Genomic DNA, 23,882 nt, shown 5'->3' with positions numbered 1-23,882 from the left:
TGCAGTAAATATGTCAAGTTGTCAAGACATTCTATCTAAAAATAAAAACCATGCTTTATCATAATTTTTTTATATAACTGCCATGGGCAGATCATATTGGGGTTTGACCTGCCCACAACGAAAAATGAAACTCTAACTATTACAGAGCTTTGGATGGAGTTTTATATAAACGGGCATGTCCTCTCGGACACAACAAATATAGGGTCGTAAACGCGGATCCAAATGGTATTATACCGCCAATAAAATTTTATCTCACGTATAATGGCCCAGCTTATGATCAAGCCCTGAATATGGGACTTCATGGCGGTGAACCCGCGCTTTGGCCCATCATATTGAACCAATTTATAATAAACATATTTCATTTATTTTATTTATTATAGTTATTTTATTTATATTTAAAACAAATTAACTATTGACAACCAATAAAAAATGCAATAAATAAAATAACTATAGATAATTAATTTTACAATCCTCCCCAGCCTATTTTGATCCGCGATTTTTTTGATCACAGAACACTCCTCACCCGGCACCCCCCATGGAAATTCGTTCACGCTAATGTTTTATCCACCCCGACTGATCGCAGCTGGAGGTTAGAGCCATGTATGTTATTTTATATAACTCAACTTTCGGTGTTCGCATTTCGTGGTGGGGTCAGGCTTTCGTTATTGACATTATCGAGGCTTTTTTCGTTGGCAAAGGCCTTGGTCGATAACATCAATAACAAAAGCCTGACCCCATCGGTACATTTAAAAATGCCGGCTTTGAAATGAAGCCCGAAAGCTGAGTTATATAAAATTCTGCCCAAAATGCTGTAATCATGGGAGTTTTAAGCTTTATTGTGGGGGATCGAGCCAGAATAAGGTCCGCCCGTGGCGGTTTATAAGAAAGTAATTTTAAATATCATAATTTCAGACACATACAGAACGGTAGAACCATTCGGATATTTTTATAATAGACTTTCATTATTTGTTGTGATGCAGCGCATCATGACCGTTATATGAAAAAGCATCTTCCAAGTTAACCTCAGCAGAGCCGCCCCCCGACGGGCAATAGGAACCGGACAATTGAGCTGTCTACAGTTCCGGTCCGGGCCCATTGTCCGTCGGGGGGCGGCGGTATAATACCATTTGGCTCCGCGTCTACGAGCCTATATTCGTTGTGGACAGGTCAAATCCCAATATGATCTGCCCATGGCAGTTATAAAAAATCTTGGGTTTATTCATTTTTTCCTGTTCCCCGGAGAGTGACACAGAATAAAGATCACTTAATCCACCCAGACCTCTCATATTTCGCACCACAGCCCAAGGCGAATGTCATCAATAAAAAAGGAGGGTCGATTCATGGAAGACACCATGACCGTATTTACCGCAAGTAAACATTGCAATGTATCATCAAAAACCATCATCAACTGGGTGGAGGCCGGTCACATCAAGGCTTACAAAACCGTGGGGGGCCACCGCAGAATCAAAAAAGCAGACCTTGAAGAATTCATGGAGGTCCAGGGCATCCCCATTCCTGACAAACGGGAAAACGGCACCGGAAAAAAAATCCTGGTGGTGGATGACGACATGATCATTGTGGAATCCATTGTCCAGTCCCTGGAGGAGGACGAATATGATTATGAAGTCATTTCAGCCTCGGACGGATTTGAAGCAGGGCTCCAGGTCAACCATTTTAAACCGGACCTGCTCATCCTTGACATCATGATGCCTGACATCAAGGGCTATGAGGTGTGTAAAAAAATAAAATCAACAGAAGAAACCGCCCACATCAAAATCATTGTCCTTTCTGCCTATCTTGACGATGAAAAATTTCAGCAGATGAAGGATAACGGTGCGGACATGTGCCTGTCAAAACCATTGCCACTGTCCCAGTTAAAAAATGAAGTGGCAAGGCTGCTTGGACTTAAAGAATAGGAGGCCGATCATGAACTTGAAAGATTCACTGAAAAAAAAGAAATTTGTTGTAACTTCGGAAATACAGGCCCCCATGGGAGATGATGATCCCCAGGAACTGATCAAAAGTCTGAACAGGGTTAAGGGCCGGGTGGATGGCGTATCTTTGTCTGAGGTTGAACTTGAAGGGGTGGTGGGAGACAGTATTCAAACCTGTGATTTACTTCGTAAAAATCGTTTCAACGCCATTTATCAGACCACCACAAGGGATAAAAACCGATTTCAACTGCAGCGGGATCTCACCCTGGCCCACGAAGCAGGTGTTGAAAATCTTCTGGTATTCACCGAAGATTATCGTATCTCCGGGGACAGCCTCCAGGAGTCCATGTTTTTCCATGTGGATTCAGGAAAACTTTCATCCGTACTGGACCACATGAAACAGGGCCAGACCATTGACGGTAATGCCCTGGATAAAAAGGTGGATTTTATGCTGGGTTCCGGGGTGGAAACCCCCTGGGGGAAAAATCTTCCCAAACGGGGCATGGAGGAAATGGAAGATATGATCAATGTGGGAACAGGCTATTTTCTCACCACCCCCATCTTTGACCTGGATCAATTTGAAAAATTCATTAAACAGGTGAACACCTTTGGGGTACCGGTCATCGCCGAGGTTATGATCCTTCGCACCGGGGGCATGGCGAAATTTCTCAACCGCCATTTCAAATCCGGACTGGTGCCGGAATGGGCCGTTCAAAAACTTTTAAAGGCCCCGGATAAAACCCGGGCAAGCATTGAGCTGTTTGCCGATACAATTAAAGGGCTTAAAGATCTGTGCCAGGGGGTACACATCATCACCATTGGCGGAGAAGAAAAGCTTGGCGAATATCTTGATGCCGCTAAATTACGATAAGTCTGTGTGCACGGCACGCTCTATTTTTTATGTACCCAGTACCCAGTACCCAGTACCCAGTACATGCTACCGGCTTTTTCATTAAAAGCAAGGTGGAAAATAGAGAAATCATTGCCGCAAGCACTTTAAATATCCTGATTTTTAAGGAGGGATAATAAAAAATGACTGATTCAATTGCGCTTGATGAGCTCACCTGTGAACTGAAAAACCAGGTGGCAAGCCGTGTGCCCGATGCAAATCTTGATCTGTGTCTCACCTGTGGGGCCTGCACCGGCGGGTGTCCGGCCAGCGGACAATATGACATGGACCCCAGAAAATTTTTACGCATGCTCCTCTTAGGCATGGATGAAGAGATTGTTAAAAATCCCTGGGCCTGGGTGTGTACCATGTGCGGCCGCTGTGTAACGGCCTGCCCCATGAAAATTAATATTCCCAAATTTATTTTCAATGTCAGGGCAGCCTGGCCCCGGGAAAAAAGACCCAAAGGCATCCGGGGCTCCTGTGACCAGCACATCAGATCGGGTAATGCCATGGGCGTTCCCAAGGAAGATTTTGTATTTACCATTGAAGATGTGGCAGAAGAAATCAAAGAGGAACAACCTGATTTTAAAGGCCTCAATATCACCGCAGACCGTCCCGGTGCCCATATGGTGCTGAACCAGAACTCCCGGGAACCGGTCACCGAACCCGATGAGATGAGCCCTTTGTGGAAAGTGCTTCACCTCACCGGTGTGGACTGGACCTATCCCACGGTGATGTGGGGAGGGGAAAATTACTGCATGTTCCTGGCCGATGATGAGGGGTGGCGATATATCATGGAGGAGTTTGCCCACCACATTGAACATAACATCAAGGCCAAAGTGGTGGTCAACACGGAATGAGGACATTCTTACTATTCAATCCTGGAAGGATTGAGAAAATTCAACATCCCCCACACCTTTGAGTTAAAAAGCATCATTGAACTGTTTGCCCTTTGGATCAAACAAGGCACCTTGAAAGTCAATTCAGACTGGAACAAGGATCTTAAAATAAAATTCACTGTGCAGGACCCTTGTAACATCGCCAGAAAAATTGAATCTGATCACATTGTGAATGACTTAAGATTTGTCATTAAAACAGTGGTGGGTGAAGAAAATTTCATAGACATGGTTCCCAACCGATCCAACAATTTTTGCTGCGGCGGTGGCGGCGGTGCCCTCCAGGCAGGTCACACAGAACAGCGACGGGCCTATGGAAAAATAAAATTTGATCAAATCATTGAAACCGGGGCAGATTATGTCATCACCCCCTGCCACAACTGCCATGCTCAGATTGAAGACATGTGCCACCACTACGGCGGTTCTTACCATACGGTCCACCTCTGGACCATCATCTGTCTTGCCATGGGTATTCTGGGTGAAAATGAACGCACCTATCTTGGCCCGGACCTGGCAGACCATGGCCTTGAAAAGGAGGACGCATAATGACCGGAAACACAACAGGCTCCGTAATGGTTGTCGGCGCCGGCATTGCAGGGATTCAAGCCTCCCTGGACCTTGCCGATGCAGGCTATCTTGTCTATCTTGTGGAAAAGGACACCGCCATTGGCGGCGTAATGGCGCAACTGGATAAAACCTTTCCCACCAATGACTGCTCCATGTGTATCATCTCTCCGAAACTTGTGGAGGCAGGACGTCATCTCAACATTGAATTGATGCCCATGACCACGGTGAATGCCGTTAACGGCAGTGCCGGAGATTTCACAGTGACCCTCACAAAGGCTCCCCGGTTCGTTGATTTGGAAAAATGCACCGCCTGTGGCGAGTGTCACACCGTATGTCCGGTGGATCTGCCCAATGCCTTTGATGAAGGTCTGTCATCCAAAAGGGCTGCATTTAAACTCTATCCCCAGGCCATGCCCAGTGCATTTGCCATTGACAAGGGGGACCGGGCACCCTGCACCCTCACCTGCCCTGCCGGCCTCAATGTCCAGGGCTATGTTCAAATGGTAAAACAGGGTAATTACAAAAAAGCCCTTGAAATCATAATGGAACAGCTGCCCCTGCCCGGGGTTCTGGGACGGATCTGCCCCCATGAATGCGAAGATGCCTGCCGCCGGTGCGAGGTGGATGAGCCCATTGCCATCCGGGACCTGAAGCGACTGGCCGCAGATCAATATGATGCCAGGGACATTGACATTAAATGTGCCCCGGACACAGGCAAAAAAGTGGCTGTCATCGGGTCCGGCCCTGCCGGTCTCTCCTGTGCCTATCACCTGGCCAGAAAGGGTATAAAAGCCACCATATTTGAGGCCCTTTCCAAACCGGGCGGCATGCTCCGGGTGGGGATTCCTGACCATCGCCTGCCACCGGATGTCCTGGATAAAGACATTGAGGTGATCACCCGGCTGGGGGTTGAGATAAAGCTCAACACACCCCTGGGAAAGAATCTCACCGTTGATTCCCTTCTGGCAGAGGGATTTGATGCTATTTTTCTGGGCCTGGGTGCCCACAAGGGCATTGAACTTGGCATCCCCGGTGAAAATCTTGATAATGTGCGCCAGGGGGTTGATTTTTTAAGGGAATTGAATTTAACCGGCACCACCCGTGTGGGCAAAAATGTGGCCATCATCGGCGGCGGTAATGTGGCCATTGACGTGGCAAGAAGTGCAGTGAGACTGGGGGCAGAAAAGACCACCATCCTTTACCGGAGAACCCGGGAGGAGATGCCCGCCTGGGAAGAGGAGATAGCTGCTGCCCAAGCCGAAGGGGTTGAAATCGTTTATCTGTGTGCTCCCCGGGAAGTGTTAAGCCACAATGAGGTCCTCACCGGACTGAAATGCATTGATATGGAACTTGGAGAACCCGATAAATCCGGACGACGACGTCCCGTTCCCATCCCGGGTAGTGATCATGACATTTCCATTGATCAATTAATCCTGGCCATTGGCCAGACACCGGATACGTCGGCCATCTCCCCCAATGAAAAAATATCCCTCACCCGGTGGGGCACCACCGAGGTGGACGGGATCACCTTTGAAACACGACAAAAGGGTGTCTTTGCCGCAGGAGATGTGCAAACCGGTCCCGGTGTGGCCATTTCTGCCATTGCCGCAGGCATGGAAACAGCAGAATCCATTGCAAGATACCTTGCAGGAAAAGATATGAAAGCCGGTAGAAGCATGGCCACCCCAGCCCATGATCAGATGGAAGAAGCAAGCGACTATACCCCGCTTTCCAAGGAGATTCCACCAACCCGTCGTCACAAAATCCAGGAATTGCCCCTGGCACAGCGCCGGGGCAACTTTGAGGAAGTGGAACTGGGGTTTGAGGAAACACAAGGGCAAAAGGAGGCCGAACGCTGTCTCAACTGCGGCTATTGCTCGGAATGCATGGCCTGCGTGGATGCCTGCCTTGCCGGAGCTGTGGATCACACCATGACCCCGGTGGTCCAGAAGATCCAGGTGGGGGCCGTGATTTTATCTCCGGGTTTTACCCCCTTTGATCCATCACCTTATCAAACCTATGGGTACGGCACCTGTCCCAACATTGTCACCAGCATTGAGTTTGAACGTCTTTTGTCTGCCTCCGGCCCCCATGAAGGCCATCTAATATGCCCCTCGGATGAGACAGAACCCAGAAAAATTGCCTGGCTCCAGTGCGTGGGCTCCCGGGACATCAACCAGGGGGATCACAGTTACTGCTCCGGTGTGTGCTGCATGTATGCCAACAAACAGGCGGTGATTGCCAAGGAGCACAGTGAGCACCCCCTGGACACCGCCATTTTCTTCATGGACATGCGAACCCATGGCAAGGAGTTTGACAAATACAATATCCGGGCCGAAGACGAAAACGGTGTGCGTTTTATTCGCTCCAGAATCCACTCCATTTTTCCCATGAAAGATCAAAGACTGCGCATTGATTATGCCACAGAATCGGGCTCCACAGCCCAGGAGATTTTTGACATGGTGGTGCTTTCCGTGGGCCTTGCCCCTTGCAGCAACGCCCGGGAACTGGCAAGGGTAATGGACATTGACCTCAACCGTCATCAATTTGCATCCACACGGGACCTGACCCCTGTGAACACCACCCGGGAAGGAATTTTTGTGTGCGGCGCATTCCAGGAACCCAAGGATATTCCCATGTCTGTCATGGAAGCCTCGGCAGCAGCCACCATGGCCGCCACCCTGCTGGCCCAGGAGCGCTGGCGCCTCACCCGGACCCGGGAACTGCCGCCGGAACGAGACTTTTCCGGCATGGCTCCGCGCATTGGTGTATTTGTGTGCAACTGCGGCATTAACATCGGCGGCATTGCTGATGTACCTGCGGTGCGGGACTATGCCGTCACCCTGCCCTATGTGGTGCATGTGGAGGAGAATCTGTTCACCTGTTCCCAGGATACCCAGGAACAGATTAAAGAGATCATCCTGGAAAAGGAGATCAACCGGGTGGTGGTGGCCTCGTGCTCCCCCCGTACCCATGAAGCCCTGTTCCAGGAAACCATAAGGGACGCAGGCCTGAACAAATACCTCTTTGAAATGGCCAACATAAGGGACCAGAACACCTGGGTCCACATGAACCAACCGGAAAAAGCCACCCAGAAAGCCAAGGATCTGGTGCGCATGGCCGTGGCCAAGGCGGCCCATGTGGAACCCCTGCATCAGGTGAAACTTTCCATTAAAAAAGCGCTGTTGGTGGTGGGAGGCGGTATTGCAGGTATGGAGGCTGCCCTGTCCGTGGCCCGGCAGGGGTTCCAGGTATGGCTGGTGGAAAGGGAGGATTGCCTGGGCGGTGTGGCCCGGGAGCTAAGATCCACCTGGCAGGGAGAGCCCATTCAACCCTACCTTAAAGAAAGGATCACCCAGGTTGAAAGCCATGAGCACATCAAAGTTTTCTTAAACACCCAGGTGAAATCAACCACGGGCAGTCTGGGTAATTTTATCACCACCCTCTCCTCTGGGGAAGCCGTGGAACATGGGGCCACCGTCATTGCCACCGGCGGAAAGGAATACCGGCCCAAGGAGTACTGCCATGGTGAACATCCCCATGTTCTCACCCACCTTGAAATGGACAAGGTCCTTGAAAACGAAACACCCCGCATTCAAAAAAGCCGATCCGTGGTGTTCATCCAGTGTGTGGGCTCCCGGAACAATGAAAACCCCTATTGCAGCAAGGTATGCTGCACCCACAGCCTGAAAAGTGCCATGGAGGTGAAAACCCTGTCTCCCCAGGCCCGGGTGTATATTCTCTACCGGGATATCAGGGCCTATGGATTCCGAGAGGATCTCTATCAAAAAGCCCGGGAAATGGGCATCGTTTTCATCCGGTATGACCTTGAAAAAAAGCCCATGGTTAAAATTGATGATACCAATAGCTTGAAGTTAATTGTGGAAGACCATGTGCTCAAAATGCCCGTCACCATCCGTCCTGATTTTCTGGTGCTGGCATCGGGCATTGTTCCCCATGAAAATAAACAGCTCTTTGGAACCTGTAAAATTCCGGTAAATGAAGAGGGCTTTCTGGTGGAGGCCCATGCAAAACTAAGGCCGGTTGATTTTGCCTCGGATGGTCTATTTGTGGCAGGTCTGGCCCACTTTCCCAAACCCGTTGAAGAGACCATTGCCCAGGCACTGGCTGCGGCGGCAAGGGCCATGCGCATCATCTCCCGGGATGACATCATGGTGGGGGGCATTGTGGCAACGGTGGAGCAGGATCAATGTGCTGTGTGTCTCACCTGTGTGAGAACCTGTCCCTATGAAATCCCCTACATCCATGAAGAGGGGTATGCTGTCATTGATCCCGGAGAGTGCCACGGCTGTGGACTATGTGTGTCAGAATGTCCGGCCAAGGCCATCACCCTGAACCATTTCACCGATCGGCAGATACTTGCCAAAACCCATGCCCTGTTCAATGTGGCATAAGGAGGAGCGCCATGACAGATTCCTTTGAACCCCGCATCATTGCGTTTTGCTGTCAATACTGAGCCTATGCAGCCGGGGACCTGGCAGGTTCCATGAGATTAAACTATCCCAGTGAAGTAAAGGTGCTGCAGGTGCCGTGCACCGGCAGGGTGGATATTCTCCATCTGCTCAAAGCCATTGAAGACGGTGCAGACGGTGTCTATGTGGCAGGATGTCTGGAAGGAGAGTGTCACTTTCTCACCGGGAATATAAAAACCAAAAAAAAAGTAATCTATGTAAAAAAAATACTTGAAGAAATCGGCATGAATCCAGATCGGGTGGAAATGTATAATCTCTCCTCGGCCCAAGGGGGACGATTTGCAGAGATTGCCCATGAAATGACCGAAAAAATCCATAAACTCGGTCCCACACCCATAAAAAAATAAAAATAGAGGTGAACCATGATAGTTGCCGATCGTAAGCCATTAACGGAAATATTGACAATGATAGAGGCCCAAGAAAAAATTCTCATTGTGGGATGTAAAGGGTGCGTCACCGTTTGCAACACCGGTGGACTCAAGGAGGTGGAAATCCTGGCATCCTCCCTGGGCATTGCCCGAAAAAAAGAAAATCGCCCTTTGACCATAGACACCACCATCATTGAACGCCAGTGCGACAACGAATATGTTGAGCAATTAAGGGATAAAGTCAACGATTATGACGCTGTACTCTCCATGGCCTGCGGAGTGGGTCCCCAATTTCTGTCCGAGGCCTACCCCGGCCAGAAGTTTTATCCCGCTGTGAACACCACCTTTTACGGCGGGGCAGTGGCCCATGGCATCTGGGAAGAGCGGTGCGCCGGTTGCGGCACCTGTATTATCCACGATTTTGAAGGCCTTTGTCCCATTGCCCGGTGTGCCAAAAGCCTTCTCCACGGTCCCTGCGGCGGATCATCCCAAACCAAATGTGAAATCAATCCTGACACCCAGTGCATCTGGGATCACATTGTTGCAAGAAAAATGGAGCTGGGAAAACTGGAGGACCTTATGAAGGTTAGGGAGCTAAGGGACTGGCGCTCTGCCAGGGACGGCGGTCCCCGGCAAAGCATCCGGGAAGAATTAACCCAATAACCGGCCCGGGCAGAACTCATATCCCAGCTCGGTTTGACCATCACGAATATAAAAAACGGCATTACGCCGCCCCCCCGAGGGGTAATGGTCCCGGCCCGGAACTGTAGACAGCTCCATTGGCCGGTTCCTATTACCCCTCGGGGGGGGGCTCTGCTGAGGTTAGCCGGAAATTTTATTGTTAATAAAAAAATAGGCATCTTTCATACAACTTCAAAAGTAGTTTACACTTTTTTGAAAATTTATCCTCAAAATGGGAACATTGTTCTGGAAAGTGTAAACCATAAATGAAACATGCCAAAAAATGCAAATAAGGAGAATAACCCATGAGTGATCTGAAATCAGGAAGCAATCTTGAAAAAGTGCTCACTGCCGGACATTTTGCCTTCACCGGCGAATGCGGCCCCCCCAAAGGGGCCAATGTGGAACATCTTGTGGAAAAATTTCAACATCTTAAAGGCAATGTGGATGCTGTGAACATCACAGACAATCAAACAGCTGTGGTGAGAATGTCCAGCCTTGCCGCATCCCACCTCATGGTGCATGAAGGCATGGAACCCAATTTCCAAATGGTGTGCCGGGACAGAAACCGCCTGGCCATCACCGCTGACATACTGGGAGCCCAGGCATTGGGCATTAAAAACATGCTCTGTCTTTCCGGGGATCATCAAACCTTTGGGAACCATCCCCAGGCCAAAAACGTCCATGACATTGATTCCATGCAGTTAATTAAACTTGTGACCACCATGCGGGATGAGGGCACCTTTGCCAACGGTGAAGAGATTGATGTCCCCCCCCGGCTGTTTGTGGGGGCCGCCTGCAACCCCTTTGCAGATCCCTTTGATTACAGGGTATACCGCCTGGCAGCCAAGATAAACGCAGGGGCAGATTTTATCCAGACCCAGTGCATTTACAACATGGATAAATTCAGGGAATTCATGCGCCGGGCCGTGGACATGGGACTCCACGAAAAATGTTATATCCTTGCCGGGGTGACCCCCATGAAAAATGTGGGCATGGCAAATTTCATGAAAAAATTTGTTCCCGGTATGGATGTGCCGGACAGTGTTATTAAACGTCTCAAAGGGGTTGAAAAAAAAGACCAGGCAGAGGAGGGCATCAAATTTGCGATAGAACAGGTGGAGGAATTTAAAGAGATGGAGGGCATTGCCGGGGTCCATATGATGGCCATTGAGTGGGAACATATGGTGCCTGAAATCGCGGAACGATGCCGAGTCCTTCCCAGGCCTTCCGTTTAACCCACATGGCAGAGCATCCTGTCACCATGAAGATAGAGAATGGAACCATGAAATTTTGTCTTGCCAAGGGGGTCCACAACACTATATACTAAATTAAAACCTACCTTAATTCTATAACTAACGCCTTAATTTTCGGAGTGCTGCGGTAGCACAATGATTATCGAACCATTGTAATATTAAGGAATGAGCACGAAATAACATTCCCATCTTAAAATCTACATGTTCCGTGGTTCAACAGATCTGTGTTCTGAAATGGGTAAGTTATTTATAACCCATTCCTAAGGGAGGCTGAAAATGGCTAAGATGAGACAATTTATGACTGTCCACAAAAATTTAGATATGGATTTAAAGGTGGTGCAGTCCAATTGGCAAAAAATGGCAAAGGTGGAGTCAGCAACCTGGGTACGGACATACTTTAATGAGAAGGAGGGGATACGGTATTGTATCTGGCTTGCACAGGACAAAGATGTGTTAATCAAAATTTTCGATGGGTTTAATGTAAGCTATGAATCTATTCTGCCCGTTGAAGAGACCGTTCCGGATCTTTGGGGAAAAGGATGGGAAAAACACCTGCTGGAACAAAATCTATTGTAAACAATGTTTGTGCTTTTAACACGGCGGCGGAGCCGCCGTGAATGCAAAACTAATCAGCCGCGCCACCAACCTCCAGAAAAGCAGTAGAGATTCTCGCGGTCTGGTTAAGCCTTAGATTCGGCAATTTACGCAAATTGAAGTTTGGGGTTAATCATAAGCTGGGCCACTATACGTTTTTTATATGAAATACTCCGTTAACCAGGGGAGTATTTCTAACTTTGTTGTGGGCGGAGCGAGGTCAGAATGCGGTCCACCCGTGGCGGTTATATGGAAGACTGTAATCCGTTTTTCAAACTCTTTAAATCTGAATGAAACAATTGAGGACTCTTCTCATCATAGAGACTGAGTCAGACTACACGGGGGATGACTGGGAATCTGCGGTATCTTTAAGTGTCAGGAATTAACCTTTTAAAATCCTTGACAAGGACACCTAAACCCTTTGTTTTTTTATTCAAAAATCGGATTCATAAAACTACGTTCATAACTTACGATACATCTGGTTTTTTCAGAATGTTCAAATGCTTTCATACAGTCTGGATCTTTCCACATTTTATTTCGGTAGGTCTCATAATCTGCCAAAGATGGAAAGCTGAATAAAGCAACCGCAATGTTATTCGCTCCTTCATGCGGTAGAAAATATCCATGGTGAGTTCCACCAAATTTGTTTACCAAAGGTATCCACATTTTTGCATAAACTTCGAACTCTTCAATTTTATAGGGATCAATTACGTATTTTAAATAACAAGTAACCATAGTTGCTCCGTTTTAGAAAAAAATAATTATTTTTTGAACCAATTATTTATGTTTTCAACGTTGTTTTTGGAAGATAACGTCAAGATCACCGGCACAGAGGGCGGAGGAGCCGGCCATCTGTGTCCGTGTGCAGCGCCGGGTTAGCCCTTGTGAGCATTTCCGGTATTCTTATCTTTCTGAAACTCTATCTTCTATTATCTGCCGACCAGTGTATTTACAAATTCGATAATACGGTTTGTGCCTTTCACATCACCCATTGCCATAATATGAATACCGTCAGTATGTTCGGCGATTTCTTTTATAAAATCACAGGTGATTTCAATTCCGTCTGCCCCGTCATTTTCCATGCGGGAGATAACCTCTTCGGGAACATCAATGCCTTCCACATTCTTATTCATAAACCTTGCCATCTTCACACTTTTTAAAGGCATCACCCCTGTCAGTATAGGTTTACCAAGCTTCCGGGCTTCTCTTAGAAAACTTACAGCTTTTTCGGAATCATACACAACCTGGCTCTGAAAAAAATCCGCTCCGGCTGATATTTTCTTTTTCATTCTTTCCAGTTCGCGTTCGGGATTTCTTGCTGTCGGCATGGCCGTACATGCGATTTTAAAATCTGTTTTCCCTCCGAATTCCTTTTCATTGTAGTCCAGCCCGCTGTTCATTTTTCTGATAAGCCGGATAAGCTCGAAGGTGCTGTAGTCATAAACCGGTTTAGACGGATAAGGCCCGTGTTTCGGGGGGTCACCGGTTGTCACCAGAATATTGCGTATACCCAGAGCGTGAGCACCGAGCAGATCGGCCTGAGTACCCAGAAGACTCCGGTCTCTGCATGTGAAATGAGGTACGGCTTCTATACCGAGTTTATTCTGAACCAGGCTCGCCATAGCAACCGAATTTATCCGCAGATTACCCATCGGGCAGTCGTGAATATTGATACCGTCCAATGAAAGATACTCACCGGCTTTTTCCAGAGATTTATCTGCAAGGACACCTTTTACCGGCCCGAGTTCGGTGGTGATAACAAATTTTTTACCCAGATTTTCAGTCAGATTCATAGAAAGCTCCTGTAAGTCAGAATTAATAATATCTCAGAAGAATGTAAGACTCCATCAAAAGTCCTACAACATTTTATTTTTTAATCAACTTTAAAATCAATATATTGAAGCTGATAATTACATCTCGGAATTTTTAATAAAACAATTACTGCATCCGGAACTTTCTCAAAAAAATGGGGGCAAATTTTTTGAGTACCGGTATAGATTATAATAACTCTTAATTCAGCGACTATGTTCGCTGTAGTGCTTTGTGTACGCCCGGCATGGGCATGAACTTATGGGGTGCAAGTCCCCTATACGTGAATTCTGTTAACCGAGCTACAGTTAACACAAGTATTAGCCGAAAACAAGGGCGGAACCGTCTAAAGGAAGTTGGAGCGCAAAACTATGAGCCGACGAACAGAAACAGCATATAAGGCCTGGTCTCCGGGTAAGCCAGCACAACATGTCAAAGCCCAGGATTCAGGAGACAGGGTTAAAGCATGTTAAGCGGCCGCATTGCAAAATCACGGTGCTGACATATTATCGAACGATTGTCCATCACTGCTCTCGCCATCCTTGTAACTAAAAGCGTTTTATCAATAGTCCCGCCCACAGAGAAGACAAGGCAATGAGATTTTCTAAAATCCTTCGTTATTACTGAATCGTTGGTTTCGGTAAGCGGGATTATTGATAAAACGTTGTTGAACAGTGCCGCCGGTCAGAATCGGTAACAATACGGTCTACCCATGGTAGTTATAATGAAAAAGCACTTAACTAAATTGGCCGGATAATGTATGATGTCTGGTTGACAAAAAAAGGAAACCCGCCATATTTGACGGGAGTATTAAACAGTTTTCCATACAAACGACAATTACAAAATGGAAGCGGCAATTCCTCCCCGGGCCTAAAGCCCCGGGAGTTCTTTTGCCGATTTTTTATGAAAAAAGACACATTGTTTAAAGAAAAAAAAGATCTGGTACCGCCCTTTGAATTCAATGAAAAGGTGGTCCATGTATTTGATGATATGATAACACGCTCTGTACCTTTATATAAGGAGTGTGTCCGACGTCAGGCCCAACTGGCTGCTGGCTTTTATCAAAAAGGAACCCGGATTTATGATCTTGGGTGTTCCCACGGTAATTTTGGGATGCAGTTTCATCATAATATGAAAGAGACAGCCTTTAATATGGTGGCAGTGGACAGTTCTCAACCCATGCTGGATCAATATCAAAAGCGATTAAAGAAAAAAGAGTTCAACACCTCTTTATCACTGGTGTGTGACTTTGTGGAAAATATTCCCATTGCAAATGCCTCGGTGGTGGTGCTCAACCTTACCCTTCAGTTTATCTCCCCGGACAAAAGAGATGGGCTCATTCAATCAATTTATCAAGGGCTTAACCCCGGGGGGATTTTGCTCCTTACGGAAAAAGTTATTCATGACACCGTTGATATTGATTTGCTCCAGCAAAAATTTTATAGAAAATTCAAACGGGAAAACGGTTACTCAGACCTTGAAATAAGCCAGAAACGGGATGCACTGGAGGATGTTCTGGTGCCGGACACTTTGGAACAGCACCGGGATCGATTGATGCTGGCCGGATTCACAAAAATGGACACCTGGCTTAAATGGTTTAATTTTGCTGCCATGCTTGCCGTTAAATAGGATAGAAAATTCATGATTCCTGAAATTGTTGATGAATTTAACAAAGTACTGATTGAGCAGTTAAATGAACCCCCTTTTAAAGATCAGCTCAATAAAGCCCTGGAACAAAAAAGATCTCTTTTTGAAACACCCCGGGGAAATATTTTAAAATACGCCACAGCCATTGATACCCTTCCCGACATTATACCTTCAAGCTGTGATCTTGCATCCCAAACCGTTACAGGGGGCGGGTGTGGAGATATTTCCCAGACCCAGAAGTCTGGGCTGGAAGCAGCCTTGTACCGCATGTGCCCCTGGCGCAAGGGCCCCTTTGAACTGTTTGGCACCTTTATTGATACTGAATGGCAAAGTTTCATCAAATGGGACCGGTTTATTCCACACATTGCCCCCCTTCATCGCAGGCGCATTTTAGATATAGGCGCAAGCAACGGTTATTATATGTTTCGCATGGCCGCCTTTGATCCATCCCTGGTGGTGGGGCTGGAACCCCAGCACACCTTTTACTTTCAATATCTTGCCCTGCAAAAATATTTAAAATTGCCCCGGGTGGCCAATCTTCCCTTTACCTTTGATGAATTTCCCGTGGCAGATCACTATTTTGATACTGTTTTTTGCATGGGTGTCCTTTACCACCGCAAATCTCCCCTGGATATGTTGAAAAAAATCCATGACTCCCTTAAAAAAGGGGGAGAACTGGTATTGGAAAACCTCATTATTGATTCCACCGATGATGTTTGTCTTTTTCCTGAAAATAGATACGCCAAGATGCGAAATGTGTTTTTCATCCCCAGTATTAAAGCCATGACTTCTTGGCTCAAGCGCACCGGGTTTCACAATATTCGGTGTGTGGATGTCTCTGCCACCACCCCTGGGGAGCAGCGAAAAACCCCATGGATTCAAACAGAATCCCTGGATGATTTCCTGGACCCGGCAGACCCCGGTAAAACCGTTGAAGGTTATCCGGCCCCGGTGCGGGCAATTTTCCTTGCCAATGCCCACTGATGACGCTGTTTTTTAAATTTTGGCGGTATTGCGTTGAAAAAACGTGAAAAACATGTAAGATGATACATGGTAAAAAATTGCCTCCCTCAATTATTTGCTTTTCCCGGAGCGGCCATCATGAACATTTTACCGGATAGAGGCAGTATCCGTAGCCAGTTCACCTTTGGGCTGGTGACGGTGGTCACTGTGATTATTATTCTTTTTTCGTGTGGCCTGACGCTTTACAATATTCAGGCCATTGAAAAAAAATTATACGCGCAGCTCAATAAAATCGCCTCCCGAGCCGAAAAAAGCCTTGTCATTGCCTTGTGGCAGTACAATCACGAATATGTCAATGACTATGTTGATTCCCTTTTTTTCTATGAAGATATTGTGTATGTCAATGTCAGGGATGATCATCAAAACATCAAAACCCGGGCAATCCCCCGGTACCGGGGGGAAAACACTGAATTTTTTAAAACAGACCATCGATTTATCCACAAAACCGTGTCTATTTTAAATGATGCCACCCCCATTGGTGAAATTTTCATTGCAATGACATTGGACCGCGTAAAAAAACAGATTTTATTCACCAGCTTTATGACTGTTTTCTTATTAATTACCCTTGTGACCTCCATTGTTTTTACTGTTTTCTGGCTTTCCCGGAAATATTTTTTTACGCCGCTATCCAGTCTGGAACGATCGGCCAGAAAAATTTCCATGGGAAATTTTAATGCCACCATTGATGTAACCGCAACAAACGAAATTGGAAATCTGGCCCGGACATTTCGTCAGATGATTCAAAATATCAAAGCAGTTACAGCATCACGGGATGAACTGGATCATGAAATTACTCAACGGATAAAGGCAGAAAAGGCCCTACAGGCGCACAGGAATCACCTGGAAGAAATTGTTAAGAAAAGAACCAGAGAGTTAAATCTTGCCCAGGAATCGCTGTTGAGAAAAGAAAAACTTGCAACCATTGGGGAATTGTCCGGCAATATCTCCCATGAGTTGAAAAACTCCCTTGGGGTAATTGACAGCTCGGCATATTTTCTCAGTATGGTATTGGTTGATGCCGATGAAAAGGTAAAAACCCACCTGGATCGCATTAAATCTGCAGTGGGGGCAGGAGACAGCGTCATTCGAAGCCTTGCCAATCTCACCCAGGTAACCACCCTTGAGTTTAAATTATTAAATGTGGTTTCCCTCATTGGCAACGCCATTGAAACATCAGATCTTCTGGACGTGGCAGTGACTATAAATTTCCCAGATGACGATATCACGGTTGACGGGGATAAGGAGGCGTTGCTGCTGGCCTTTAAAAATATTATAAAAAACGCTGTGTTGTCCATGGAGGGCCATGGCACACTTGATATTAGAGGAAAATATAAAGATACTGATTATCTTTATATTTACTTTTCAGATACAGGCCCGGGCATTGACAAGGCCATTCTTCACCGGGTGTTTGAACCCCTTTTTACCACCCGGGCCAAAGGAATGGGATTTGGGCTTTCCATTACCCACAATGTCATTGAAAAACACCATGGCGATATCACCGTGACATCGGAAAAGGACAATGGCGCCACTTTTCTCATAACACTTCCCATTGTGGGTCGGGCAGAAGATGCATAAAAAAAGCAAAGAGGATAATATGGCCGGCATTTTTAAAATTGCTGTGGTGGATGATGACAAACATCTGGCAGAAAATATAAAAGATATTTTTGAACTGGCTTCCTATCAGGTGGCTGTTGCCAATAGTGGTAAAGAAGCACTTGTGCTTTTTAAACAAGAGCCGTTTGATCTTGCCTTTGTGGATGTGAAACTTCCTGACACAGCAGGGCAGGAGCTGGTGAAAAAACTCACCTTACCGGCCCCTGCCACTGAGTTTATCATGATAACCGGCAACGCCTCCCTGGAAAGTGCCATTGAATCGGTGAAGGTCCCCCAGGTCATTGGATATGAAATTAAACCGGTGAACATGGATCGTCTTTTATCATTTGTTTATCAGGTGGCCGCGCGGAAAAAAGCCCAGCAGGAAGTCCGGGAAAACAGGGTGGCTTTGAAACGGTTGCTCTCCAACCTGCCGGGCATGGCCTATCGATGTAAAAATGATTTCAAATGGAGCATGGAATTTGTCAGTGAAGGGTGCCGGCAACTCACCGGTTATAACCGGGATGAAGTGGAAAACAATCGGGTGGTTGCCTTTGGGGATCTTATTGCAGCATCCCATCGAAAAAAAGTCTGGGATGAAGTTCAAGCGGCCCTGGGTGTAAAAGATCATTTTCAAATCAAGTACCCCCTTATTGATAAAAACGGGAGAACCCGATGGGTATGGGAAAAGGGGATCGGGGTGATGACGGATGATGATTCTGAAGGCATTGACTGCATAGAAGGGTTTATCATGGACATCACCAGGGAAAAAGACATGGAGGCCCAGCTCCAGCATGCCCATAAAATGGAGGCCATTGGCACCCTGAGTGGGGGAATTGCCCATGATTTTAATAATATCCTGGGTATTATTCTGGGAAATATGGAACTTGCCATGGATGATGTACCGGACTGGAATCCGGCCCGGCTTAATTTGCAGGAAATCAAAACAGCCACCCTCAGGGCCAAGGATGTGGTTCGGCAACTTTTAAGTTTCAGTCGCAAAACAGAAGTCAATCGTAAGCCCATTGCAATCAATGCCCTTGCCGGGGAATCTGTGGCGCTGTTACGGGCATCCATTCCCACCACCATTGAAATAAAATCAAAAATCCCGGAAACCCTACCGGCCATTGATGCCGATGCCACCCAGATTCAGCAGATTATTCTTAATTTAAGTACCAACGGTGCCCATGCCATGGAAAACCGTCAGGGCACACTGACCATCTCCCTTGATACAATGCATCTTCAAAAAGAATTTCAATTATCTCAGCACTTTAAAAAAATGCCCCCCGGGGAGTATGTGCGGTTAACTGTGCATGACACCGGTGGGGGAATTGATCCTGCAATCATGGAAAAAATATTTGATCCTTATTTTACCACCAAGGATGTGGGAAAGGGCACAGGGCTTGGGCTAGCCGTTGTCCACGGTATTGTGAGCAACCATGATGGTGCCATTGCCATTGATTCCTCACCGGAAAAAGGAACCAAAGTGCATGTTATTTTTCCGGCAGTGCCCCATGGTCCCGGAACAGTCCCGGCCACGGATCATGCAATCCCAGGGGGAAATGAGCATATTTTGTTTGTGGATGATGAGCCCTCTTTGTTGAAACTGGCCCATAAAATGCTGGAACGACTGGGTTACAAGGTGACCTGTCATAATACCCCCCGGAATGCACTGGCACAATTTACAACAACCCCCCGGGACTTTGATCTGGTGATCACCGACATGACCATGGCAGATCTTTCCGGAGATGAACTGGCCCGGAATCTTCTTGAAATTCGACCGGAGATTCCCATTATTTTGTGTACCGGATTCACCGAAAAAATAAATGCCCTGGATGCCGCAAGTCTGGGGATCAGGCGATTTCTTGCCAAACCTCTGGATCGACATGAGCTGGCCACTGCGGTGCGTGAAGTGTTGGATGGGTCAAACTGACTGGTAGATCATGCGAAGGGCATCCAGCCTGGGCCTGGCCGTTGCAAGGCCTTTTTTAAGATCTTGAAGATGGGTGCGGGCCAGGTCAACTTCATCTCCACCCACTGCGGGGTTTTTCTGTTGAAGCCGGGTCAGGCGCTCCACCTCTTTTCCCAGTACAAGGCCCATCTCTTCACCGGCCGTTGCCATGATCTGCTTTGATTGCTTTTCAGCCAGGTCAGCACATGCCCGGATCATCCCCGGCAGCAACACCTCTTTTATTTCAGGATATTCGCGTAAAAATGCCCCTGTTCCATCCATGAGTCTTTTTGAAAAAATTTGCCCGACATATTCCTTTGTTACATCTTCAAGGCGATGATTCACCACCACCCGGATGGGGGTGACCGGCAGAAATCTGTCCATGTGAAGATGTGCCGGAACCACACATTCCAACAGATAAATTGCTTCCAAAAACAATGAAAACTCTCCATCGGACCGGTATTGAACAAAGGCACAATTTCCTTTTTCCGTTCCCAGCAACAATTCCATGGCACCATGGACCAGGGGGTGATCCCAGGTGATAAAGTCCATCTCCCCCCGGGTGACGGCAATGTTTCTGTCAAAGGTAACGGTCATGCCGTCCTGCTTCAGGGCCGGTACAGGAAAGCCGGGATGGGCCATGTCAAAGGTAAGGGTGTGTGTCCGTGGCATGACTTCATCATGGAATACATTGAAAAAATCAAAAACAGATAATAAAAACATCTCCAGGGTGGTGTCATTGTCCTGGGCCTCAATGGACTTGATAAGGGCCCTGGCCGGTTGGGGCCGGAAGGAATTAAGCTCCAGAAGTCGATCTTTTCCCCGGGACAGGGACGCTTCAATTGCCCGGGTGTGGATGTGGGTTTCCTTAATAAGTTCATCAAGGGCCCGGCCATCCAGGGTATTCCCCTGGTCACAGGCATTGCAAAGAGAATTTAATGTGGACTTAAAACGCCCATGGATCTGGCAAAGCCCGCTGACATGACCGTGAAAAATACCGGTGCCGTCTTTGTACCACCGGGCCAGCACCTCCTGGGAACTGCCCTTTAAAAAGGGGACATGGATTTCTATGTCCCGGGCCTGGCCAATGCGATCCAGCCGTCCGATGCGCTGCTCCAGAAGCTCTGGATTGCGGGGAAGATCAAACAACACCAGATGATGGCAAAATTGGAAATTTCGACCTTCAGACCCGATTTCGGAGCAAATCATGAGTCTGGCACCCTCTTTTTCCGAAAACCAGGCAGCGCTGCGATCCCGCTGGAGAAGGGTCATGGACTCATCAAACTGGGTGAATTTTAGTGTCATTACCTCCCTTAATACCTTGCCAATGGCCATTGCACGCTCTCTGGTGCTGCAAATCAAAAGCACTTTTTCCGATTTCAACTGTTTTAACAGCCGGGCAAGCCACCTTATCTCGTCATGGGGGGACAACAGAGGATAAATTTCACCTTTTCGAACAGGAAAGCCTTTAATCACGGCCCGGGTATTTCTAAAAATTGAGCGGCCCGGTCCATAACAATCCAAGCGCATTTCAAGGGATTTACCCAATGTTCCATCCCTACCCACCTGCTTTTCCATGTGCGCGCTCAGTTCCTGAACGGTTTTCTCATAGGCGGCTGCTTCCTTCCGATGGGCATCAAGGGTGGTATATCTGTGGGGATCAAGAAGTTTTAAATGGGCAAAGTGACGTTCAACACCCAATTGTTCCGGGGTGGCTGTAAGAAGCATCATTCCGGCAGATCCGTGGCCAATGTGTTTTAAAAACCCATGGGTCTCACCACAAGGATCCACATGATGGGCCTCATCCACCACCACCATGTCCCATGGGGCATCAAGGGCCCGCTGTTTTAAAAAGAAATTTTCCTCCATGCAGTGCATGGGACAGATGAACAGCTGTTCTTCCAGAAAAAGGTTGTCGGTTTTTTTTATGCAGGCCAAAAACGACTCATTTACAATGGAAAAAGAGAGATTAAAGCGACGGTACATCTCCACAAACCACTGGTGCACCAGAGAGTCCGGCACCAGAATCAATACCCGGGAAATTCGCTCGCTCAACAAAAGGCGATGCATGATCAGACTGGCCTCAATGGTCTTGCCAAGCCCTGTTTCATCGGCCAGTAAAACACGGGGAAGATAGCGGGATGCAACCGCCCCTGCAATATAAAACTGGTGGGGAATCAATTCCACACGTCCCCCAAGAAACCCCATAACGCTGGAACGGTGGTATTGATGCAAAAGATTTCTGGCCTGCAGTCTCAAATCAAAGGTGGATGTGGCATCAAATAACCCGGCCCCCAGACGTTCCTTAGGCGTGGAAAAGGACATGGTGTCGGAAAGCTTCTCCTCTGAAACAACATTGCCCTTGCCATGGTAATGAAAAAGCCCGTCTTTGGTTTCCACTTTGGTCACTGTAAACGTGCTTGAATCCCTTAAGAAAACAACATCCCCCGGAGAAAAGCAGGCCCTTTCAAGGGGGGCACTCTCCATGGAATAATGCCGGACCAAATCGCTTGCCTCAAATTGAATGCACACCCTTCTCCCGTTGTTTTCCACCGCACGGAGTGTGCCCAAGCCCAGTTCCGGCTCCATGCGGCTGATCCACCGCTGCCCTTTTTTAAACATTTTTATCCCCTCTTTTTTAAAAAGAGGATTTATCGCAGGGTTTCCATCAAGTGTCAACCCATTAAAAGCCAGCGTTGAATTTCCCGATTTTCCACGTTCTTTTTGCAAAATATTCCACTTGCTGAAATGATAATTTTCAGGTTTAATTTAAATGAATTATATCCATATTTTTGATGGTTGTATTGAAAAAAAGAATATGACATAATATGGCATTATTTTTATAATTGCCATGGGAGGAGTTCATACTGCACATCGGTCTACCCGTGGCAGTTATAAAAAACAGTTTAAACTAAAAGCCACCATATGTGACTGAAAGGGTACTATGAATCTCCAGGGTGATTTCGAAGGCCTGACGCTTGCAAGCGTTCTTCAGCTTTTATGCAATGAACAAAAAACAGGTGTGCTCACTGTAACCTGTGAGAATGAAAAAAGCCGTGTATTTTTTGAACATGGAACCATTGTTTACGCATCATCATCTCTCAAGGAAACCCGGCTTGGATTTTTGCTGCGAAATGACAACGTCACATCGGCCCGGCAACTCAAGGAATCCATCGCCACTGGAAAAGAAACAAGGGTTCATCTGGGAAAAATATTGGTGGACAAGGGATATATTTCCATTGATACCTTGAAAAAATACAGTACCAAACAAGCAGAAACCATACTCTACAATATTTTTTTCTGGAAAAAGGGCAAATTTAAATACCAGGATGCACAACTGAATTTAAAAGGCATGATCATCATTCAGCTCAATCCCATGAAGCTGATTCTTGAAGCATCCCGAAGAATTGACGAACTTTCTGTTCTCAGGGAGCTAATCCCCAGCGATGAACTGGTATTTAAAATATCCGGAAAGGTTCAGAGTAATGAAGAAATAAAGCTCAATGCCAATGAATGGAGAGTCCTTTCCCTGATTGACGGCATTCGAACAGTAGGTCAGATTACCACTGAAAGCGGTTATGATGAGTTTGCTGTGTACAAGATTTTATTTTCTGTGATCTCCTCGGGGTTGATTGAACAAAAGGAAGAAACAACAACCGCTTCCCATGGGGAGACATCTGAAAATTATTCCGAAGCAATAATTATCTTCAACGATATATTTCAAGCCATAAAAAAAAACATTGTGGAGGAAATAGGTGCTAACCGATCAGAGTCTCTATTTAAGGAAAGTAAACAAAAGCTTGTCATGGAGCTTAAAACAGTATTTAAAAATTATCATCCGGATAATGATGAAAATACAAATTTGCAGGCCATTGAATCTGCCCTGGAAGCAATGCCGCACATTGAAAAAACAAATAACTTTTTAATTTCAGGATTCTCAGAATATTGTGGTCTGGTTTTACAGGCCACCGGTGATCTCTTAGGCACTCAGCCTTTGAACAACTCCTTAAAGGACATCGAAAAAATCCTGGATTACGTGGCAACCTATCAAACTGACTCAAAGGGAAAGGAAAAAATAGTTAATGATATGACACGAATCATCGAACTTTTACGGTCACATTTTAATATTGACAAAAAATCGAAAAAAAACAAAAAAGGGTGGTTCTCTTTTTTTTAAC

The 23,882-nt window shown here is 46.7% G+C and carries 17 protein-coding genes; 14 read left to right on the top strand and 3 right to left on the bottom strand.

The features are described from left to right. The first annotated feature begins 1,352 nt into the window (after positions 1 to 1,352). The 9 genes from B9A32_RS08265 to B9A32_RS21645 all read left to right on the top strand — a co-directional run bounded on the left by B9A32_RS08265 (position 1,353) and on the right by B9A32_RS21645 (position 12,009). The gene (locus B9A32_RS08265; RefSeq protein WP_232367087.1) at positions 1,353 to 1,916 is read left to right on the top strand and encodes a response regulator; all 564 of its coding nucleotides are present in this window, start codon (positions 1,353 to 1,355) and stop codon (positions 1,914 to 1,916) included. A gap of 10 nt (positions 1,917 to 1,926) precedes the next feature. Further along, the gene (locus B9A32_RS08260; RefSeq protein WP_084068321.1) at positions 1,927 to 2,805 is read left to right on the top strand and encodes a methylenetetrahydrofolate reductase; all 879 of its coding nucleotides are present in this window, start codon (positions 1,927 to 1,929) and stop codon (positions 2,803 to 2,805) included. A 161-nt stretch (positions 2,806 to 2,966) separates the two neighbouring features. Further along, complete coding sequence (locus B9A32_RS08255) at positions 2,967 to 4,268, top strand: (Fe-S)-binding protein (protein WP_084068320.1); 1,302 nt, start codon at positions 2,967 to 2,969, stop codon at positions 4,266 to 4,268. Then, positions 4,268 to 8,704 carry an FAD-dependent oxidoreductase gene (locus tag B9A32_RS08250; protein ID WP_084068319.1) on the top strand — a complete coding sequence of 1,479 codons (4,437 nt, stop codon included), beginning with the start codon at positions 4,268 to 4,270 and terminating at the stop codon, positions 8,702 to 8,704. The genes B9A32_RS08255 and B9A32_RS08250 overlap by 1 nt, the downstream gene beginning before the upstream one ends. A gap of 11 nt (positions 8,705 to 8,715) precedes the next feature. After that, positions 8,716 to 9,129: a hydrogenase iron-sulfur subunit gene (locus B9A32_RS08245; RefSeq protein WP_139795762.1), complete on the top strand. Its 414-nt coding sequence runs from the start codon at positions 8,716 to 8,718 to the stop codon at positions 9,127 to 9,129. 15 nt (positions 9,130 to 9,144) lie between these two features. Beyond that, positions 9,145 to 9,813: a methylenetetrahydrofolate reductase C-terminal domain-containing protein gene (locus B9A32_RS08240; protein WP_084068317.1), complete on the top strand. Its 669-nt coding sequence runs from the start codon at positions 9,145 to 9,147 to the stop codon at positions 9,811 to 9,813. A gap of 323 nt (positions 9,814 to 10,136) precedes the next feature. Further along, positions 10,137 to 11,069, top strand: a complete 933-nt coding sequence (locus B9A32_RS08235) for a methylenetetrahydrofolate reductase (protein ID WP_084068316.1) — start codon at positions 10,137 to 10,139, stop codon at positions 11,067 to 11,069. 315 nt (positions 11,070 to 11,384) lie between these two features. Beyond that, positions 11,385 to 11,663 (top strand): nickel-binding protein, encoded by a 279-nt coding sequence (locus B9A32_RS08230; protein ID WP_232367086.1) that lies wholly within the window; start codon positions 11,385 to 11,387, stop codon positions 11,661 to 11,663. 181 nt (positions 11,664 to 11,844) lie between these two features. Next, complete coding sequence (locus B9A32_RS21645; protein WP_212637861.1) at positions 11,845 to 12,009, top strand: hypothetical protein; 165 nt, start codon at positions 11,845 to 11,847, stop codon at positions 12,007 to 12,009. Positions 12,010 to 12,110: 101 nt separating this feature from the next. Here the strand turns inward: B9A32_RS21645 and B9A32_RS08225 are convergent, their stop codons facing one another. Together B9A32_RS08225 and B9A32_RS08220 are read right to left on the bottom strand one after the other, a co-directional pair. Then, on the bottom strand, positions 12,111 to 12,416 hold the full coding sequence (locus B9A32_RS08225) for an NIPSNAP family protein (RefSeq protein WP_084068314.1): 306 nt from the start codon (positions 12,414 to 12,416) through the stop codon (positions 12,111 to 12,113). A 194-nt stretch (positions 12,417 to 12,610) separates the two neighbouring features. Beyond that, positions 12,611 to 13,474 carry a methylenetetrahydrofolate reductase gene (locus tag B9A32_RS08220; protein WP_084068313.1) on the bottom strand — a complete coding sequence of 288 codons (864 nt, stop codon included), beginning with the start codon at positions 13,472 to 13,474 and terminating at the stop codon, positions 12,611 to 12,613. A gap of 934 nt (positions 13,475 to 14,408) precedes the next feature. Here B9A32_RS08220 and cmoA point away from each other — a divergent pair. From cmoA to B9A32_RS08200, 4 genes are all read left to right on the top strand, one after another. Further along, the gene (gene cmoA / locus B9A32_RS08215) at positions 14,409 to 15,119 is read left to right on the top strand and encodes a carboxy-S-adenosyl-L-methionine synthase CmoA (RefSeq protein ID WP_232367085.1); all 711 of its coding nucleotides are present in this window, start codon (positions 14,409 to 14,411) and stop codon (positions 15,117 to 15,119) included. A gap of 12 nt (positions 15,120 to 15,131) precedes the next feature. Then, positions 15,132 to 16,121, top strand: a complete 990-nt coding sequence (gene cmoB / locus B9A32_RS08210; RefSeq protein WP_084068312.1) for a tRNA 5-methoxyuridine(34)/uridine 5-oxyacetic acid(34) synthase CmoB — start codon at positions 15,132 to 15,134, stop codon at positions 16,119 to 16,121. 117 nt (positions 16,122 to 16,238) lie between these two features. Further along, positions 16,239 to 17,735, top strand: a complete 1,497-nt coding sequence (locus tag B9A32_RS08205; protein WP_084068311.1) for a sensor histidine kinase — start codon at positions 16,239 to 16,241, stop codon at positions 17,733 to 17,735. Next, entirely contained in the window at positions 17,728 to 19,686 is a 1,959-nt protein-coding gene (locus tag B9A32_RS08200) for a response regulator (RefSeq protein ID WP_084068310.1), read from the top strand. Before B9A32_RS08205 ends, B9A32_RS08200 begins: the two co-directional genes overlap by 8 nt. On the opposite strand, the gene B9A32_RS08195 is transcribed toward B9A32_RS08200, so the two are convergent. Then, positions 19,678 to 22,326 (bottom strand): helicase-related protein, encoded by a 2,649-nt coding sequence (locus B9A32_RS08195; protein WP_139795760.1) that lies wholly within the window; start codon positions 22,324 to 22,326, stop codon positions 19,678 to 19,680. The genes B9A32_RS08200 and B9A32_RS08195 overlap by 9 nt on opposite strands. 322 nt (positions 22,327 to 22,648) lie before the next feature. Between B9A32_RS08195 and B9A32_RS08190 the strand changes: the two genes are divergently transcribed. Beyond that, positions 22,649 to 23,881, top strand: coding sequence for a DUF4388 domain-containing protein (locus tag B9A32_RS08190; protein WP_084068308.1), 1,233 nt, complete (start codon positions 22,649 to 22,651; stop codon positions 23,879 to 23,881). Position 23,882 lies beyond the last annotated feature (1 nt).

It is taken from the genome of Desulfocicer vacuolatum DSM 3385, assembly GCF_900176365.1.
Classification (GTDB): Bacteria; Desulfobacterota; Desulfobacteria; order Desulfobacterales; family Desulfobacteraceae; genus Desulfocicer; species Desulfocicer vacuolatum.
The sequence above is the reverse complement of the archived record's forward strand: the minus strand, read 5'-3'. Positions and strand labels throughout refer to the sequence as shown.

Coding starts and splice junctions, on each gene's coding strand:
- B9A32_RS08250 (WP_084068319.1), top strand. CDS start 4,268: ATGACCGGAAACACAACAGGCTCCGTAATGGTTGTCGGCGCCGGCATT.
- B9A32_RS08235 (WP_084068316.1), top strand. CDS start 10,137: ATGAGTGATCTGAAATCAGGAAGCAATCTTGAAAAAGTGCTCACTGCC.
- B9A32_RS08240 (WP_084068317.1), top strand. CDS start 9,145: ATGATAGTTGCCGATCGTAAGCCATTAACGGAAATATTGACAATGATA.
- cmoB (WP_084068312.1), top strand. CDS start 15,132: ATGATTCCTGAAATTGTTGATGAATTTAACAAAGTACTGATTGAGCAG.
- B9A32_RS21645 (WP_212637861.1), top strand. CDS start 11,845: ATGAAATACTCCGTTAACCAGGGGAGTATTTCTAACTTTGTTGTGGGC.
- B9A32_RS08260 (WP_084068321.1), top strand. CDS start 1,927: ATGAACTTGAAAGATTCACTGAAAAAAAAGAAATTTGTTGTAACTTCG.
- B9A32_RS08225 (WP_084068314.1), bottom strand. CDS start 12,416: ATGGTTACTTGTTATTTAAAATACGTAATTGATCCCTATAAAATTGAA.
- B9A32_RS08200 (WP_084068310.1), top strand. CDS start 17,728: ATGCATAAAAAAAGCAAAGAGGATAATATGGCCGGCATTTTTAAAATT.
- B9A32_RS08265 (WP_232367087.1), top strand. CDS start 1,353: ATGACCGTATTTACCGCAAGTAAACATTGCAATGTATCATCAAAAACC.
- B9A32_RS08205 (WP_084068311.1), top strand. CDS start 16,239: ATGAACATTTTACCGGATAGAGGCAGTATCCGTAGCCAGTTCACCTTT.
- B9A32_RS08230 (WP_232367086.1), top strand. CDS start 11,385: ATGACTGTCCACAAAAATTTAGATATGGATTTAAAGGTGGTGCAGTCC.
- B9A32_RS08195 (WP_139795760.1), bottom strand. CDS start 22,326: ATGTTTAAAAAAGGGCAGCGGTGGATCAGCCGCATGGAGCCGGAACTG.
- B9A32_RS08190 (WP_084068308.1), top strand. CDS start 22,649: ATGAATCTCCAGGGTGATTTCGAAGGCCTGACGCTTGCAAGCGTTCTT.
- B9A32_RS08220 (WP_084068313.1), bottom strand. CDS start 13,474: ATGAATCTGACTGAAAATCTGGGTAAAAAATTTGTTATCACCACCGAA.